Source organism: Bacteroidota bacterium, from assembly GCA_016213405.1.
Lineage (GTDB): Bacteria > Bacteroidota > Bacteroidia > Palsa-948 > Palsa-948 > Palsa-948.
In genome coordinates, this window is record JACRAM010000100.1 from 52,776 (window position 1) to 69,328 (window position 16,553).

The 16,553-nt window shown below is 39.7% G+C and carries 17 protein-coding genes; 5 read left to right on the forward strand and 12 right to left on the reverse strand.

Features of this window, described 5'->3' with window-relative positions; all coding sequences use genetic code 11:
- Nucleotides 1-3: 3 nt before the first annotated feature.
- Together HY841_12275 and HY841_12280 are read left to right on the forward strand one after the other, a co-directional pair.
- Nucleotides 4-1,593 carry a T9SS type A sorting domain-containing protein gene (locus tag HY841_12275; protein MBI4931536.1) on the forward strand — a complete coding sequence of 530 codons (1,590 nt, stop codon included), beginning with the start codon at nucleotides 4-6 and terminating at the stop codon, nucleotides 1,591-1,593.
- Between the two features lie 86 nt (nucleotides 1,594-1,679).
- Nucleotides 1,680-2,219, forward strand: coding sequence for a hypothetical protein (locus tag HY841_12280; GenBank protein ID MBI4931537.1), 540 nt, complete (start codon nucleotides 1,680-1,682; stop codon nucleotides 2,217-2,219).
- A gap of 239 nt (nucleotides 2,220-2,458) precedes the next feature.
- Here HY841_12280 and HY841_12285 read toward each other — a convergent pair whose 3' ends face one another.
- The 12 genes from HY841_12285 to HY841_12340 form a co-directional block, all read right to left on the reverse strand.
- The gene (locus HY841_12285) at nucleotides 2,459-2,683 is read right to left on the reverse strand and encodes a hypothetical protein (GenBank protein ID MBI4931538.1); all 225 of its coding nucleotides are present in this window, start codon (nucleotides 2,681-2,683) and stop codon (nucleotides 2,459-2,461) included.
- Between the two features lie 199 nt (nucleotides 2,684-2,882).
- Nucleotides 2,883-3,176: a type II toxin-antitoxin system RelE/ParE family toxin gene (locus HY841_12290; GenBank protein MBI4931539.1), complete on the reverse strand. Its 294-nt coding sequence runs from the start codon at nucleotides 3,174-3,176 to the stop codon at nucleotides 2,883-2,885.
- Nucleotides 3,176-3,409: an addiction module protein gene (locus HY841_12295; protein MBI4931540.1), complete on the reverse strand. Its 234-nt coding sequence runs from the start codon at nucleotides 3,407-3,409 to the stop codon at nucleotides 3,176-3,178. The genes HY841_12290 and HY841_12295 overlap by 1 nt, the downstream gene beginning before the upstream one ends.
- A 109-nt stretch (nucleotides 3,410-3,518) precedes the next feature.
- Nucleotides 3,519-4,622 carry a hypothetical protein gene (locus HY841_12300; protein ID MBI4931541.1) on the reverse strand — a complete coding sequence of 368 codons (1,104 nt, stop codon included), beginning with the start codon at nucleotides 4,620-4,622 and terminating at the stop codon, nucleotides 3,519-3,521.
- A 19-nt stretch (nucleotides 4,623-4,641) separates the two neighbouring features.
- The gene (locus HY841_12305) at nucleotides 4,642-5,604 is read right to left on the reverse strand and encodes a hypothetical protein (GenBank protein ID MBI4931542.1); all 963 of its coding nucleotides are present in this window, start codon (nucleotides 5,602-5,604) and stop codon (nucleotides 4,642-4,644) included.
- Between the two features lie 63 nt (nucleotides 5,605-5,667).
- Complete coding sequence (gene dnaK / locus HY841_12310) at nucleotides 5,668-7,611, reverse strand: molecular chaperone DnaK (GenBank protein MBI4931543.1); 1,944 nt, start codon at nucleotides 7,609-7,611, stop codon at nucleotides 5,668-5,670.
- A gap of 309 nt (nucleotides 7,612-7,920) precedes the next feature.
- On the reverse strand, nucleotides 7,921-8,364 hold the full coding sequence (locus HY841_12315; protein ID MBI4931544.1) for an arsenate reductase ArsC: 444 nt from the start codon (nucleotides 8,362-8,364) through the stop codon (nucleotides 7,921-7,923).
- A gap of 17 nt (nucleotides 8,365-8,381) precedes the next feature.
- Entirely contained in the window at nucleotides 8,382-9,218 is an 837-nt protein-coding gene (locus HY841_12320; GenBank protein MBI4931545.1) for an arsenite methyltransferase, read from the reverse strand.
- Nucleotides 9,219-9,271: 53 nt separating this feature from the next.
- Nucleotides 9,272-9,598, reverse strand: a complete 327-nt coding sequence (locus tag HY841_12325) for a winged helix-turn-helix transcriptional regulator (protein MBI4931546.1) — start codon at nucleotides 9,596-9,598, stop codon at nucleotides 9,272-9,274.
- 70 nt (nucleotides 9,599-9,668) lie between these two features.
- Nucleotides 9,669-10,652, reverse strand: a complete 984-nt coding sequence (locus HY841_12330; GenBank protein ID MBI4931547.1) for an inorganic phosphate transporter — start codon at nucleotides 10,650-10,652, stop codon at nucleotides 9,669-9,671.
- A gap of 11 nt (nucleotides 10,653-10,663) precedes the next feature.
- A complete protein-coding gene (locus tag HY841_12335; GenBank protein MBI4931548.1) occupies nucleotides 10,664-11,305 on the reverse strand; it encodes a DUF47 domain-containing protein in 642 nt (213 codons plus the stop codon).
- A gap of 101 nt (nucleotides 11,306-11,406) precedes the next feature.
- Complete coding sequence (locus tag HY841_12340; protein MBI4931549.1) at nucleotides 11,407-12,552, reverse strand: hypothetical protein; 1,146 nt, start codon at nucleotides 12,550-12,552, stop codon at nucleotides 11,407-11,409.
- A gap of 118 nt (nucleotides 12,553-12,670) precedes the next feature.
- Here HY841_12340 and HY841_12345 point away from each other — a divergent pair, with 118 nt between their 5' ends.
- From HY841_12345 to HY841_12355, 3 genes are read left to right on the forward strand one after another with little or no spacing between them, the layout of a single operon-like run.
- Nucleotides 12,671-14,827 (forward strand): TonB-dependent receptor, encoded by a 2,157-nt coding sequence (locus HY841_12345; protein ID MBI4931550.1) that lies wholly within the window; start codon nucleotides 12,671-12,673, stop codon nucleotides 14,825-14,827.
- Nucleotides 14,828-14,845: 18 nt separating this feature from the next.
- Nucleotides 14,846-15,520, forward strand: coding sequence for a response regulator transcription factor (locus tag HY841_12350; protein MBI4931551.1), 675 nt, complete (start codon nucleotides 14,846-14,848; stop codon nucleotides 15,518-15,520).
- A gap of 1 nt (nucleotide 15,521) precedes the next feature.
- Complete coding sequence (locus tag HY841_12355; protein MBI4931552.1) at nucleotides 15,522-16,442, forward strand: sensor histidine kinase; 921 nt, start codon at nucleotides 15,522-15,524, stop codon at nucleotides 16,440-16,442.
- Nucleotides 16,443-16,553 lie beyond the last annotated feature (111 nt).

Sequence of the window (16,553 nt, forward strand, 5' to 3'; positions counted from 1 at the left end):
AAAATGAAAAACATTTTACTGCCATTACTATTTACAACCATAGGTGGATTAGTAAATGGTCAAACCATTCAATGGACTTTTAATTCAGGTCCCGATGGATGGGTATTAACAAATTCCCTCAGCGGCACAGTGGGCAGCGGTGTGTATGACATCACCATAACAGGTGCCGATCCGTTTATGCATTCACCTAATAATGTAAACATTAACGCTTCTGCGATGGGGCAGGTAAAGATTCGTCTTCAGAATATCACTCCCGATACTCAGTATCAGTTGTTCTGGATAACCAATGCCGATAACACCTGGAATCAGAGTAAATCAGTTTTGTTTCCTGTAAATGCAAACGACATCACGCAAACAGATTATATTGTCACTTTGCTTGGCAACACACAATGGTCAGGCACTATCAAACAGTTGCGCTTAGACCTTGGCAACGCCAACACCAGCGGAAATGTGAAGATAGATGAGATAGATGTTCTGCCCCTTGAGTTCGGGTTGGACAATGGCATTTTGCACCTGCGGCTCGACCTCTCGCGCGGAGGATCCATTTCTTATATTTCAAAATCATCTGACTCACGCAGCATTGTAAACATTGCTGACGAAGGCCGTTATGTACAGCAATCATATTATGCCGGCATACCGCTAAACCGCCAGGCAGAAGGGCAAAATCCTGCCTGGTCGCCATGGACATGGAATCCCATTCAGGTGGGCGATTCCTATTTGAACAGGGCGCAGATACTCAACTATCAGCAGAACACAGATACACTTTATGTGAAATGCACTCCCATGCTTTGGGATATGAATAACATGCCTGCCGAAGCGGAAATGGAGCAGTGGACGATACTCGACAGCAACGCTGTTAAAGTAAAAAACAGGTTGACCTGCCATCGCACCGATACTATTTATGGCGAAGGCATCTTCAATAATCAGGAACTGCCCGCAGTGTATCCCATTTCGGCATTAAAGAATTTGTATTCTTATTTCGGCACAGCGCCTTTCACCAATGCCCCTTTGGATAATCCACCTGTTGTAAATCTTTCAAGTGGTTTCTGGGGAGTGTATATGAACGACACCGTAACAGAAAACTGGATGGCTTTTGTGAATGATACTTTATGGGGAATGGGAGTTTACAAACCCCTTAATCCAAATTTCCTGGCGGGAATGGCAGGCAGTCCCGGATACGAAGCAACCGATGGCTCCACTTCTTACATTGCACCGGTTAAATTAGAAGCGCTGATGAAAAATTCTGTGTATGAATATACCTATTACCTTGTGATAGGAACATTGGGTGAAATACGCACAAAGATTTACGCTATCAATGCCGATTCAGTTTCTACCGATGCAGCGCAACCGGCAATGGATAAAGAAACCATATCTGTCAATCCCAACCCAACAAGAGGAGTGTTTAATGTGCAGATGAGTAAATTTGAAAATGTGCAGATGAAAATCTATAATGTGTATGGTGAATGTGTTCATCAGCATATCTGCACATCCGCACATCAGCAGATTGATTTAAGCGAAGCGCCCAAGGGAATCTATTTTATCCGAATCAATGACAGCGAAAACGTTATAACCAAAAAGTTGATAATTGAATGAGTAAGTTTTACCCCGCCTGCCAAAGGCAGAGGTACGGAGTTCCTAAATTAATCTTATTACATTTGCTTAATCAATACTACTTACAAATGAAAAAAATTATTTTACTCCCGTTCATCGCGGTTATTCTTTTTTCCTGCGGACCCAGCAAAGAAGAAACAGCGAATGCAAAAAAGAACTTCCTTCAATCTCTTGACAGCATGAATGCTAAACTGGAAGAACAAGTGAACGATTACTGTAAATGCCTGGAAACAGGAACTACGGATGAGTGCAACGACAAATATCAGGTATTAGGTGCTACATGGCTGACTGTCAGTAAACAGACGGACGATTCCTATAAATACAAGGTTACACCGGAAGAAAGCAAGATGGTGCGGGATAAAACCAATGAACTATTTGATAAAAAAGCTACATGCGTCAAAGAGGCAATGGCAAATACGATAACGGACGCAGATGGAAAAACGCACCGTGTTGCATCAACTGCCGACAGTTCAGCAAGCACTGATAAAACCACTTCAACTGAAAGTACCGGCAATACAAACGCCACTAAAAAAAGTGCAGAAAAAACTAAATCAACGAAGAAAGAAGGGGAACATCATTCAGAAAAAAAATCTGATAATGATATGTAAACTCTCTACTGGTCAGGATGCCTGACCTGAGCTCAGTAGCCGCTAAGCTTTGCTTAGTGGCTTTGCATTTCTGTAAGCTCAGCTTACACATAACTTAGGCACGAAGCACAACTTCGCGCCTACTCAAATACAGCCCTGCCGGCAGGCAGCTTAGCGCGGACTGGGACAAATCCAAAGCAACGGGAGAATGATTACTTTATAACTCGTTGAATAATTCTTCCGCAGAACGACCTTTCAGTTTAATCAGAGTAGTATTTCACTGCATCAGAGTAGTATTTCACTGCATCAGAGTAGTATTTCACTGCATCAGAGTAGTATTTTACTACTCCAGAGTAGTGTTTTACTGCTACAAAGTAATGTTTTACTACTACAGAATAGTATTTCACTGCAGCAGAGTAGTATTTTACTACTCCAGAGTAGTATTTCACTGCATCAGAGTAGTATTTTACTACTCCAGAAACCATAAACAACACCAAATACAAGGGCGGTAGTTAAATCTGCTTATTTCTCTCCCGCACTAAGCAGGAGCTTAGCGCGTACTGGGGATTTTTTTCTTTCCGGCAGTTCTTTCGCCTTTCCAAAATTGCCTGCGCCAGAATTTACGAAGATGTTTTGCCCATTCGCCCGTAACCGTTAGTTGTCCTTTGCGTTTATGAGCCATAATTATAAATTTTTGTATTTCTTTTTGTAATCTTGCTTGCATGCAAACACGCGCAAAATAAAAATTACATTTTCCTCCATGCTGAAAATAATTACATACGGGAATTTCTGAACATACATTTCCCGCGTGAACCTGTATTTATTCGGATAGGCAAGCGGATGGCGTTTTATATTATCAATAGAATCGAAAATCACATTGGCAAATCTGCCGCCAAGATTTTCCTGTTGTTTATTATACCATTCTTTTGCATGAACAATATCGCTGACGGCTTTGTCAGTAATTATTAAACGGTACATCACTTCTTTGCTTTGCCGTAAACTGCTGACTGTGCTTGTTCGAGAGAGTAATATTTCAGTTTTCCGGCTTTGTGCTCTGCCAATGTTTTATCTAATTCTTGTTTTTGCGCATCGGATAAAATGCTTTCTTCTCCCGAATGAAGTTTCAGCACTTTATACACCACTTCCAAAACATTCTCTTCTGCTTCATCAATGTATTGATGTACTTTTTTACGGATGGCTGTTGTTGTCATTGTAGTTTTATTTTAATACAAAGGTAAGAAATTATACTTGAAAATTATTTCTCTCCCGCACTAAGCAGGAGCCCTGCCTGCAGGCAGGCAGATTAGCGCGTACTGGGTCTTATGAATTCTGCTTTGCTGCTTGACGCAACAGTTCGTCAAGAACTGAAGTTGATTTATAATCTTCTATCTCCTTTCTAATAGATTTTTGACCAGAATTATATTTAACAATATCTCTAAGGATTGTCCACGAAACAACTCCCTTTTTTTTATATACAATACCAAGTAATAATCTATAAAATGCCTTATTGTTAATAAAGTATCTCTCTTCTTCTGCTTGAGAAATACTTATATTTTTCAGTAATTCATATTCATCTATAACAACATTATTAATAGAAGACGCATTATTTATATTTCTTAATGAAGCAAGAAGCTTAACATATTTCGCAATATCCATATCTTTAAATATGGTATTAAATATTTTTGTTTTAAATAGTTTTTTATAAATCCAAACTACTGTAGGATTATTAAAAAACTCCACAAATTCATCTCCAGAAACATCATGCTTAAACTTAAATGCTAAATTAATTTGCTTAACAATAAATTCAGGAACTTGACTTTGCTTAGGATGAGTAAGTTCTTTTATATGGATATCAATTACATTGTCGATTCTTTTTCTTTCATTCCTTGGAAGATATTTTGCTAGAGATTTTATTTCAGATTGCATTTCCATGACCGTTTCATCAATCAACGGAATAAGAATATTATTCTTTTGCTTGGAAGACAACTCTCTGTCCTTAAAAATAGGAATTAGGACCTCCTCTATGGTTTTATTAAATGGAGTAAATGAATCGGATAAATTATAATACAAAACAGAATCTACCTCTTTAATATTTCGCAATGATTCATCATATGATTCCCTTAGCATAGTAATTTTTTTTTCATCTATTTTTAAAAATCTTTTTCTAAGAACAGGCACACTCATCATAAGTTCATCAGATGGCTCATGGCTTCTAAAAAGTTTTTGAAGATGAGCTAGCTCCTTCCATATGTGCAATATATTAGCCGAGGCTATCCGGACTCTTTTATATAGCTCTTGCTTTCTATCATATTTTTTTCCTCGTATTGCCCATATAAAAGCAATGCACACCGCTATTATTGCACCTATATTAAATGCCCCAATAGTTTTTAGTATTGTTTCTGTTGTTGAAACTGAAGGTTCCATTATATTATTTAAAAAAGAATTACTGAGGATTTTCTGTTTTCCCGGCTTCAAGTAACAACTCCTTACTTCTTTCAAGAAGTAATTGTCGATTTGAAATCTCTTTGCCTTCAATAACAATTTGTTTTGTTAATGTATTTTTTGCAATAATATCCTCAACATTTTCAAGGATTCCTTTTTTAAGAATAGCTGACATTTCGGGCTCAATGAGTTTTTTATCCTCTGCTTCCTTTATCTTTCCTAAAACTGTTATCGTTTTCTCAACATCCTTTAGTGTCTGTCTATACTTGTAAGATTTATGAGCAGACACATATTCCCAAAATTGTTTTATTACTTGTGAAATAAGATTCGCAGCCTTAGATGGGAGTTTAATTACAATATTGACATCACTTCCACTATCTATCATTGCGACCTGAGGATATATATCAAATTTTTCATTTTCAATCTTATCATATAATAAATAAATAGTCTTTGTAAGTTTTTCTATGCTTGAAATTATTTCATTCAACTTAGACAATGACACAAGCCCATCGTCAATAACTTCTAAAATTAGATTGCCATTATTTTCTGCTAAATGAATGTCAAAGTTTTTGTTCGAATCAAAAATATCTTTTTCTCCAATCAATAGATTATCAACTAAACGAAAAGTTGACAAAAGAGACTTATGAAATGAATAGAAATCATTTAAACCAGTATGAGATAAGAATTGAGAACGATGATTTTGATTGGCTGGAATTGTAGAGATAAATGAAATAAGAGTAGAAAAATAATGTGTTTCATATATTTTCTCCGTTTCAAATTCCTTAAATACTTTCGCCTTGTCGACATCTGATATAGCTTTATCATACCCTCCCTTACTATCAACAATCATCATAAGCAGATTATTGCTAAGGATTTTATCTGTAGTAAGTAAATTAACTATTTGTCGACTTAATAAATTATTGATAATATCATTAAGATTATTCCTGAGCTCAAGTTTTTGCATTATAAGATTGTATTAAAAAATTAAACCCCGAACATTTCTATTCGGGCTTTCTGTTGTTAGAGTTTATTTCTTCTTATCATCTTTCACTTCTTCAAAGTCCACATCCGTCACAGCTTCATCTTTTTTTGCTTCGCCATTAGTTTGTCCGTTTGCATTCGGCTGTTCAGTGCCGCTGCCACTGCCACTTGTATTTTGCTGCTGCGCTTGCTGTGCTTTGTAAATTTCTTCACTCGCAGCATGCCATACTGTATTGAGTGCGGCAAGTGTGGTGTCAATCTTGGCAATGTCTTTTTCTTTGTGCGCGTCTTTGAGTTCGCTCAGGGCTTTTTGTATGGCTTCTTTTTTATCAGCGGGTATTTTATCTCCAAACTCTTTCAATTGTTTTTCTGTTTGAAAGATCATGGCATCGGCTGAGTTTATCTTGTCGGCTTCTTCTTTTGCTTTTTTGTCGCTCTCCGCGTTGGCTTCGGCTTCCTGTTTCATCTTTTTAATTTCGGCATCGCTCAGTCCGCTCTTTGCTTCGATGCGTATGTTCTGAGATTTTCCGGTGGCTTTGTCTTTTGCCGTTACGTGCAGCATTCCGTTTGCGTCAATGTCAAACGTTACTTCTATCTGCGGCACTCCGCGGGGTGCGGGCGGTATTCCATCGAGGATGAACCTGCCGAGTGTGCGGTTGTCTTTCGCCATGGGTCGTTCGCCCTGCAGAATATGAATCTCCACCGAGGGCTGGTTATCTGCCGCGGTAGAAAATGTTTCTGACTTCTTGCTGGGGATGGTTGTGTTTGCCTCGATCAGTTTTGTGCAAACATTTCCCATGGTCTCAATTCCGAGAGAGAGAGGAGTAACGTCTAACAGGAGCACATCCTTTACATCTCCTGTTAATACTCCGCCTTGAATCGCTGCGCCCACCGCTACCACTTCGTCCGGGTTCACGCCTTTGTGCGGTTCCCTTCCGAAGAAATCTTTCACTATCTGCTGAACTTTCGGCATACGGGTCATTCCGCCTACCAGAATCACTTCGTTAATATCTGTGACTGAAAGTCCGGCATCTTTAATTGCTTTTTTGCATGGCTCGAGTGCGCGCTTCAAAAGGTCATCGCACATCTGCTCGAACTTTGCCTGTGTGAGTTTTTTTACCAGGTGTTTTGGAACACCATCAACAGGCATGATGTATGGCAGATTAATTTCTGTTTCGCTGGAAGAAGAAAGCTCGATCTTGGCTTTCTCTGCCGCTTCTTTCAAACGCTGAAGCGCCATCGGGTCTTTGCGCAGATCAATGCCTTCGTCTTTTTTGAATTCATCAGCAAGGAAGTCAATTATTTTCTGGTCGAAGTCATCTCCGCCAAGGTGCGTATCTCCGTTAGTGGATTTCACTTCAAACACTCCGTCTCCTAATTCAAGCACGGAAATATCAAATGTTCCGCCTCCCAGATCGAACACGGCAATTTTGCTGTCTTTATTTTTTTTATCGAGACCGTATGCAAGCGCTGCCGCGGTTGGCTCGTTGATGATTCGCATTACTTTCAAGCCCGCAATCTCTCCGGCTTCTTTCGTTGCCTGTCTTTGCGAATCGTTGAAGTAAGCCGGAACGGTGATAACCGCTTCGGTAACTTCTCTTCCCAGATAATCTTCAGCGGTCTTCTTCATCTTCTGAAGAATGAGCGCTGAAATTTCCTGCGGAGAAAATTTGCGGTCGTCAATGACCACGCGCGGAACGCCACCGTCTCCTTTCACCACCGTGTAAGGCACATATTTCATTTCATTGGCAACCTCATCAAAGGTATGTCCCATGAAACGCTTGATGGAACCCACAGTGTGTTTTGGATTTGTCACAGCTTGCCGCTTCGCAGGGTCGCCCACTTTGCGCTCACCGTCTTTTACAAATGCTACAATCGAAGGAGTGGTTCTCTTTCCTTCGCTGTTCGGTATCACAACAGGGTCGCTTCCTTCCATCACGGATACGCAGGAGTTTGTTGTGCCGAGGTCAATTCCGATAATCTTTGCCATAACTTTTATTTTTTAATTGTTTGTGTTTCTGTTTTTGAATCTACGAAAAACGAAAGGTTACGAAAAATACGAAACGGAGTTTGGTGTTTGGTTTTCATCTTTCGTATTTTTCGTATTGATTCGCGTTTCGTTGATTGGGGAAGTCAACTATTCTGCCACTGCCCCAAAAAGAAACTTTTCAGGATATTATGGCATGATTAGCTTTAGAAATATGACAGGCGGGAGGGGATATTAATAAGGTATGACAGAATGGCTATGTAAGATGTAAGAGGGCAAAGGGCAGATGTGTTTCCCCTCTGCCGTCTGCCATTATACATCTTCCATTAATTTCTTCACCTTTTCCTCAATCATATCCCTCACCTTCCTGAACTCCTCTTTATTCATGTCTTTCGGTTGAGGAATCTGCCAGTCGAGGCGGTGTTTGGCTGGAATGAACGGACAGGCATCTCCGCAGCCCATGGTGACAATGTAATCCAATGCCTCACCCCTTCCCTCTCCCAAGGAGAGGGAGTTCATTACTTCATCAATAGATTTTGATTGGTGAGTTGTCAGATCGTATCCAACTTCTTTCATTGCATCAATTGCCTTAGGATTAATTTTGCCGGAAGGTTTTGATCCTGCACTGAAAACTTGTATTTCATTTTCTCCCTTCCCTTGGGGAAGGGATGGGGATGGGCAGTGTATTCGTGCAAACGCTTCCGCCATCTGGCTTCGGTTGGAGTTTTCGATGCAGACAAATAATATTTTTTTCATACTTCGTGTTTGAATTCTTAGTTACAGCAATCGGGTCCGCAGCAATCTTTTGGTTTCTCACCATAAACGGTTATGCTAAAAATTCCGGCACCGCTATTTTTATAGGCTGTTATCTCCTGTTCCGACAAATATCCGGAAAGAATATCATTCGGAATAATAATCGGTTTTACCTTCTGAACTTTAACGTTTTTGAAACCTGCTGTATCAATGATCTTCAGATATTCTTCTTTTTGAATGGCTCCTGCCACGCATCCTGCATACATCTCTCCTGCTTTTTGAAGATTTTCAGGAAGCTCACCTTTCAATACAACATCTGAAACGCTGAAATGACCACCGGGTTTTATTATCCTGAATATTTCTCTAAAAGCCAGTTGCTTGTCGGGTACAAGATTCAGGACACAGTTGCTCACGACAACATCAACTCTATTTGCCGAAAGAGGTATCTTTTCAATATCTCCATAACGAAATTCCACATTGTTGAAACCAAGCTTATCTGCATTCGCTCTCGCTTTTTCTATCATAGGTTCTGTAAAATCTATACCAATCACTTTTCCCTTTTCGCCAGTAATTGATCTTGCAACAAAACAATCGTTGCCTGCTCCTGAGCCAAGGTCAACAACTACATCACCTTTTTTAATTAAAGCGAATTCAGTAGGAAGCCCGCAGCCAAGTCCGAGATCTGCATCGCTGTTATATCCTTCCATCTTGGTATAATCATCACTCATAATATTATATATCTCATCGGAACATCCGCCTGATCCGCAGCAGGAAGATTGGTTTTGTTCTTTGCTCTGCAAAGCAATTTCGCTGTACTTTTCTTTTACCAGCTGTTTCAATTTTTCTGAAGTTTCCATGTTGATTTGTTTTAGTGAATAGTATCGTTATTTTACGATGGCTGAATATTTTTTTAGCAGCACTTATTTTCTTTGAATGATTTGAAAAACTCTGTGAGATACGATTTAGCAGCCGCCCATTCTTCTTCGTTGATGCAGTAGCAGACCTTTGCTCCGTCAATAGTTCCTTTTATTAATCCTGCATCTTTTAATTCTTTCAGGTGCTGCGACACAGTGGATTGTGATAATGGAAGCTCTTCCACAATATCTCCGCAAATACAAGAATCGCTTTCAATAAGTATTTGCAAAATGGCAACACGGGCAGGATGCGCTAACGCTTTTGCATAACCGGCAATCTTGTTGTCTTTTATTGTGAAGTCTTCTGTCTTTGCAGTTCCCATAATTTCAAATTTATCGCAATATTACGATAAGTATTTAAAACACCAAACATTTTTTTTTAAATAATTACGTTTAGGTGATAGAGGAGGCAATATAATATATTAATGCAGCAAGCGCACCGGTAACCGGAATAGTGAGTAACCAAGCCCAGAGAAGTTCTCGTGTAACTCCCCATTTCACGGCTGATAATCTTTTGATGGCACCCACTCCGATGATGGAACCTGTGATAACGTGTGTGGTGCTGACCGGTATTCCTAGTGCGCCTGTTCCGAAAAGCGTGATGGCTCCCGCAGTGTTGGCAGAAAATCCTTCGAACTGCCTCATCTTGGTAATTTTTTGTCCCATTGTTTTGATGATGCGCCATCCGCCAAAAAGAGTTCCGACAGAAATAGCAGTGTAGCATCCAAGCGGAACCCAATCGGGAAGGTGAGCGATGTCCGGAATTAATTTTTGTGAGATGAGCGCTGCTGCAATAACTCCCATCACTTTTTGTGCATCGTTGCCTCCGTGCCCCAAACTGTAAGCAGCGGCTGACAATAATTGAAGCCGCTTGAAAACCTTATCCACTTTTGAAGGGCTGAATCTTTTGCAGATGTGCATTGTAATGACTGAGATGAGCGCAGAAATTACCATTCCGATAACTGGCGCAAGAACAATGAATGCAATCGGAGGAAGAACTTTATCAAGATTGATAGAATGAAATCCGCCAAAAGCGATTCCTGCTCCGGCAAAACCGCCAATGAGCGTGTGTGATGAACTGGAAGGAATTCCTTTCCACCAGGTGAATAAATTCCAGACGATAGCGGCAGAAAGGCCTGAAGCAATGACAAGAAGATTTACTGACTCGGGCTTCACAATTTTAGAAACAGAATCCGCCACATGTAATTTAAAAATCCAGAATGCTGCAAAATTAAAAACCGCTGCCCAGATTACTGCCTGCAGGGGAGAAAGAACTTTTGTGGATACCACCGTGGCAATGGAATTTGCCGCATCATGAAATCCGTTAATGAAATCAAAGATGAGAGCGATGGCTATAACTATATATAGGAATTCAATATGCATAAGGGTTAATTATTTTTTACCACAATTTGTTCGAGCACATTGGCGGCATCTTCGCATTTATCGGTGGCGGCTTCCAGCGCGTGAAGAACTTCTTTCAGCTTGATGAGCTTAATGGCGTCTTTTTCTTCTTCGAACAACCGCGCGATGGTGATGTCGAAAATATCGTCAGCATGATTTTCGATGCTGTTTATTTTCACACAGGCTTCTTTGATTTTGTTTACTCCTTTCATATTTCTCAAAACATGCATGGCAACATTCAACTCCTGCACTGCCTGCATAATAAGTTCAGACAGTTTCACCATCGGAGTGGTAATTTCCTCCACACTGTACAGGTCAATCCGTTTGGAAGCACCGTGAATAAAATCGGCAATGTCATCCAGTGCGGAAGCAAGCGCATGAATATCTTCTCTGTCAAAAGGAGTAATGAAGGTAGAGTTCAGGTCATTATAGATATCGTGCGTAAGGTTGTCGCCCACGTGCTCAAACCGTTCCACTTCCTTGAAATGCTCTTTTCTTTTTTCAGGATCAGATTGCGTCAGCGCCTTATTGAGCGCTATGGAAATATGCAGAAGATTCTCAGACGATTTTTCAAACAAGGTGAAAAATTTTTTCTCCTGAGGGATGAGGAACTGAAGGAAGTGTGCCATATTAAAAAGTTAGTGAGTGAATGAGTTTCTGAGTTGTTGAATTAAAATCATGCTGTAAAGAAAGTGCCGGAAATGCTTTCGTATGTTAAGCCAATGTTATCTTATTTGAAGAGGTAATGAATGGTTATGCGCGGAACGAGATCATAATCCGACTTTTCCAAACCCGATGCATTTTTCTTTCGGCTCTGGTAAGAACTATACCAGACATTCGGCATGATGTGCACATTTTTCACAGGCGTATAATCTAAACCCAGCACAGAAAACATTTCTGTGTTGTAAGCTGAATAATCGCCCTGATAAACATAATCTTTATTAAAATACACGTCCGGATCATAAATATCTCCGCGAATGAAAAAACAAAATTTATCTTTTATTATTGCACCTCTGACAAATATTGAAATGCCTGATACCCCGATATCAGAAATAGCTGCACTCAAATAGGTTGAGTCAATAAAATACAAAGCATAATTCGCATGAAACTGCTGAAACAACTCAATACCAGTGGCAAACTTTTCGGTTTGATAACAAACAAAGAGTTTAAAAGTAGTTTTGTTTTTATCGTAGGGCGATAATTGCGTTCGTTCATAATCGCTGTACAAGTCAACAATAATTTTTTTGTTCAGGAACTTTGTGTAAACATCCCCATAAAATTTTTTGAACTTATCGTTTTCAGGTTTTGAGCCATTGCCATTTCCTGCCAAAAGATTGTAACCGAAATTTCCAAGCGAATCAAGTCTTCCCTGCACACCTATACCGGCATCAACTGATTTAGAAACACCTCTCATATCTGTTAAGGATTTTTCAACAGAACGATATTCCCATACTTTATCCGTCAACAACGCAAAGGTCGGAGTTGACTGAAGTCCAAGGATCAAATCATTCTTCGGAAAAATATTTTTCCATTTCACATTAGCCGCTTTCAGAAAAACCGTTCTGCTTCCGCTCGGCTCAGTTTGTCCCTCATACGCTACCAAAAGCTCGGTAGAGAATTTTTCGCTGATGTTGTAATCATATCCCAGATAAATGCGCCTGAACTCAAACGAGTTGCTGTTCGCACTCATGCCGGAATATTGCACATTGCCGCGGCTGGCTGAATCAGCGTGCTGCTTGAAATAATAATCTCCGAAGGCAACCCCCCATAATTTCCCCGATGGCTTGAATTCGGATTTGTCCTGAGAGAAAGTTTTGCTGAAGGGCAGGATTGTTGTTGCTATCAGCACTAAATGAAAAAGATTTTTTGTCGTCATGTATAATATGTATTTGATGCAAATGTGTGGTGAGTTTCGGTTATCAATGTTAAGGCAATGTTAATTTTAAAATATCCTGCTAAATGAATTCAGAATTCTTTTGTTCCTTTGAACCGAAATGAAAAACAGATTTCTTCTTACCTATGTATTGTGTTTCTTCTTTCTGGCTGGAATCGCTCAAAGCCACCTGACTATTTTTGTTAAAGACAGCATTACAAAAGAAGTATTGCCGGGTGCTTCCGTAATGATTCCAAACACTGGGCTTGGAGGAAGCACCAACGCAAACGGAAAAATATTTTTCACCAAAGTGCTGGAAGGAAAATATGAAGTCAAGATAAGCTTGATTGGTTACAAAGCAAAAACAGTTTCCGTAGATATTCCGATTGACACACTTGTAACGATTTTTCTTTCTCCTGAAGAAAACGCAATTGAAGAAGTAACCGTAACCGCCACACGCACCAACGCGAGGATGGAAGATTCCCCTATGAAAGTGGAAGTGCTGGGTACGGAGGAAACAAATGAAGAAAATGCAATCAAGCCGGGGAACATCACAGGACTCATTGGAGATTTTTCAGGAATCCAGATTCAGCAGAGTTCGGCAACAAGCGGAAATGCAAACGTGCGCATACAAGGCCTTGCCGGAAAATACACGCAGATCATGCGTGACGGACTTCCGCTTTACGAAGGGTTCTCGGGCGGTTTCGGCATTTTGCAAATTCCGCCTGTTGATTTGAAGCAGGTAGAGATCATTAAAGGCTCTGCTTCTACTTTATATGGAGCTGGCGCTATTGGCGGAATCATCAATCTCGTTTCCAAAGAGCCGGGCGAAAAGAATGAAGGGCTTGTCACAGCAAATATTTCCACACTCACTGAACGGAATTTTAACGGATACTGTTCTGTAAAAAAAAATAAAAGAGGAGCCAGCATTTTTTCCGGAGTCACGTATCAGAATGCTTTTGATGTGAACGGAGATGGGTTCTCTGATGTTCCGAAAATTCAAAACCTTGTCATTCATCCAAGATTATTTTTTTATATCAATCCGAAAACAACGCTCGCCCTCGGATATTCTTCTACTTACGAAACGCGCAGAGGAGGTGACATGAAGGTGCTTGCTAATAATCCGGATTCTCTTCATAAATTTTTTGAAGAAGATAAAACCGACCGCAATACGGGAGATTTTATTTTCACGCATTACACACCAAGCAAAAATCTTCTCACTGCAAAAGGAAGCGCCAGTGTGTTTGACAGAAATTTTCTTTCCAATCAATATCGATTTGACGGAACCCAGACAAACGGATACGGGGAAATTTCCTACCTGATTTCCAGAACAAAAGATGATTTTGTGGCAGGATTAAATTTCTGGCAGACAGCATTTGAAAAAAATATTAATGACTCTTCCTCGCTCACCAATTTCAGCTACCAGACCTTCGGGGCGTTTGCACAAAATACTTTCAAGCCAAATGAAAAACTTTTTCTGGAAGCCGGGGTTAGAACCGATTACCATTCCCGCTATGGATTATTTGTCCTGCCAAGATTAGCGGGACTTTACAAATTCAATGACAAATGGTATTCGCGTGCGGGAATTGGCTTGGGTTATGTAACTCCGAATCCTTTCGCGGAGCAAAACACGGAATATGATTTGCGAAAAGTTGTTCCGATTGCGGATTCTGTTGAAGTGGAAAAATCACTCGGCACTAATCTTGAAATCAATTACAAAAAAAGAATCAGCGAAGATGCTTTTCTCTACATCAATCATGCATTCTTTTATACCCGGGTAAATAATCCTGTGATCACATCCATAGATTCTCTGGGAGTTACTACTTTTTCAGATGCGGATGGTCCTGTAACTTCTGCGGGGTGGGATACTTATTTGCGAATAAAAATTGACGAATGGGATATTTATTTCGGATACACGTATACCATGGCGAGGCAGGAATATAATTTCGCTCAACCGTATGTCACACTCACGCCACGAAACCGCGCATCTACTTTGGTTTCTTACGAGATAGAAGGAAAATGGCGTTTCGGGATTGAAGGTTCTTACATTGGTTTTCAGTATCGCGAGGACGGAACAAGAACTCCTGATTATTTTATCACAGCTGCAATGATTGAAAAGAAATTCAAATACGCTTCCATTGTCTTGAACGGAGAAAATCTGCTTGACTCGCGTCAAACAAATTTTGTTCTGCCGCCATATAATAATCCCACTTTCAAACCGCTGTGGGCTCCCATTGACGGGCGTGTGATAAATCTTTCTCTCGTGCTCAGATTCTGATGTATCTTTGTTTCCTCTATGAGTTCGCATAAAATTCTTTTAGTAGATGATGAGCCGGATATTCTTGAATTCCTTTCGTACAATCTCAGAAAAGAAGGATACATTGTTTTCACAGCAGAAAACGGAAAGGACGCCATTCCCATAGCGAAAAAGGAAAATCCGGAATTAATTGTGTTGGATGTGATGATGCCTGAAATGGATGGAATAACAGTCTGCAAGGAACTCAGAAAAATTTCTTCCCTAAAAAATGTGATGATCGCTTTTCTCACCGCGCGTAATGAGGATTATTCACAGATAAAAGGTTTTGACTCTGGCGCGGATGATTACATCACAAAGCCCATTAAACCAAATGTATTTGTCAGCAGAGTAAAAGCATTGCTTAGGAGAATTGAAAAAACATCTTCCGCAAATATTATTGAGACAGCAGGAATAAAAATAGACATGGAAAAGTATCTTGTAGTGAAGGATAAAAAAGAAATATTGCTTCCGAAAAAAGAATTTGAACTTTTACATCTTCTGGTTTCCAAGCCAGGAAAAGTATTCAAGAGGGAAGAAATCCTGAATTCAGTATGGGGAGATGATGTAATTGTTGGAGACAGAACTATTGATGTGCACATCAGAAAACTCAGAGAGAAAATCGGTGATGATTATTTTCATACGGTTAAAGGAGTTGGATATAAATTTGAGTTCTGAAATGACTACACTTACACTCCTTGCAATTATTCTTCTTTCCGCTTCTATTATCCTATGGATTCTTGCACAGGTTTTTATTTTAAAACGAATAAAAAATATATCAGAGCACATTAAATCACAGATTAAGTCAAAAGCCAGAAGTCAAAAATCAAAAACTTCACTAATTGAATTGGAACAGTTAGTAAATGAATGGTCGGATGAACGTAAAGAAGAAATAGAGCAATTAGAAAAATTAGAGAACTACCGCAAAGAATTTCTTGGCAATGTTTCGCACGAATTAAAAACACCTATCTTCAATATACAGGGATATATTTCTACTTTATTAGATGGCGGGCTGGAAGACAAAACCATCAACCGCGATTACTTGAAACGCGCAGATAAAAGTGTGAACAGGATAATCGCCATCGTTGAAGATCTGCAAACCATCACCCAACTTGAAAAAGGCGAATTAGAAATTGATGAAGAGAGATTTGATATTGTCTCCCTTGCAAAAGATGTAATTGATGCGGAAGAACTCAAAGCAAAAGAGAAAAAAATTTCTTTTGAACTAGCTAATGATTCGTCTCAGCAGATTTATGTTCTTGCAGATAAATTCAGAATTCGACAAGTTATTGCAAACCTCATTGTCAATTCGGTTCGTTACGGAAAAGAAAACGGAAAGTCCTCCATAAAGATTTCTGACGCTGGAGAAAAAATAATTGTGGATATTGCAGATTCCGGAATCGGAATTCCAAAAGAGCATTTGCACAGAGTGTTTGAGCGTTTTTATCGCGTGGATAAGTCCCGTTCCCGTGAACAGGGAGGAACCGGACTCGGACTCTCAATTGTAAAACACATTCTTGAAGCACACGGGCAAAACATAAGCGTGATGAGCACCGAAGGTGCTGGCTCAGTATTTTCTTTTACGCTAAAAAAAGAGTAACGTCATTGCGAGTGTTACTAATAAAATCAAACCGTTCAAATTGACAATGGTTGCGCTTTGGGGACGATTAATGAAAGTATTTGAAAAACAATATTTTACTTTATTCTTCCA

Coding starts and splice junctions, on each gene's coding strand:
- HY841_12275 (MBI4931536.1), top strand. CDS start 4: ATGAAAAACATTTTACTGCCATTACTATTTACAACCATAGGTGGATTA.
- HY841_12280 (MBI4931537.1), top strand. CDS start 1,680: ATGAAAAAAATTATTTTACTCCCGTTCATCGCGGTTATTCTTTTTTCC.
- HY841_12285 (MBI4931538.1), bottom strand. CDS start 2,683: ATGGTTTCTGGAGTAGTAAAATACTACTCTGATGCAGTGAAATACTAC.
- HY841_12290 (MBI4931539.1), bottom strand. CDS start 3,176: ATGTACCGTTTAATAATTACTGACAAAGCCGTCAGCGATATTGTTCAT.
- HY841_12295 (MBI4931540.1), bottom strand. CDS start 3,409: ATGACAACAACAGCCATCCGTAAAAAAGTACATCAATACATTGATGAA.
- HY841_12300 (MBI4931541.1), bottom strand. CDS start 4,622: ATGGAACCTTCAGTTTCAACAACAGAAACAATACTAAAAACTATTGGG.
- HY841_12305 (MBI4931542.1), bottom strand. CDS start 5,604: ATGCAAAAACTTGAGCTCAGGAATAATCTTAATGATATTATCAATAAT.
- dnaK (MBI4931543.1), bottom strand. CDS start 7,611: ATGGCAAAGATTATCGGAATTGACCTCGGCACAACAAACTCCTGCGTA.
- HY841_12315 (MBI4931544.1), bottom strand. CDS start 8,364: ATGAAAAAAATATTATTTGTCTGCATCGAAAACTCCAACCGAAGCCAG.
- HY841_12320 (MBI4931545.1), bottom strand. CDS start 9,218: ATGGAAACTTCAGAAAAATTGAAACAGCTGGTAAAAGAAAAGTACAGC.
- HY841_12325 (MBI4931546.1), bottom strand. CDS start 9,598: ATGGGAACTGCAAAGACAGAAGACTTCACAATAAAAGACAACAAGATT.
- HY841_12335 (MBI4931548.1), bottom strand. CDS start 11,305: ATGGCACACTTCCTTCAGTTCCTCATCCCTCAGGAGAAAAAATTTTTC.
- HY841_12340 (MBI4931549.1), bottom strand. CDS start 12,552: ATGACGACAAAAAATCTTTTTCATTTAGTGCTGATAGCAACAACAATC.
- HY841_12345 (MBI4931550.1), top strand. CDS start 12,671: ATGAAAAACAGATTTCTTCTTACCTATGTATTGTGTTTCTTCTTTCTG.
- HY841_12350 (MBI4931551.1), top strand. CDS start 14,846: ATGAGTTCGCATAAAATTCTTTTAGTAGATGATGAGCCGGATATTCTT.
- HY841_12355 (MBI4931552.1), top strand. CDS start 15,522: ATGACTACACTTACACTCCTTGCAATTATTCTTCTTTCCGCTTCTATT.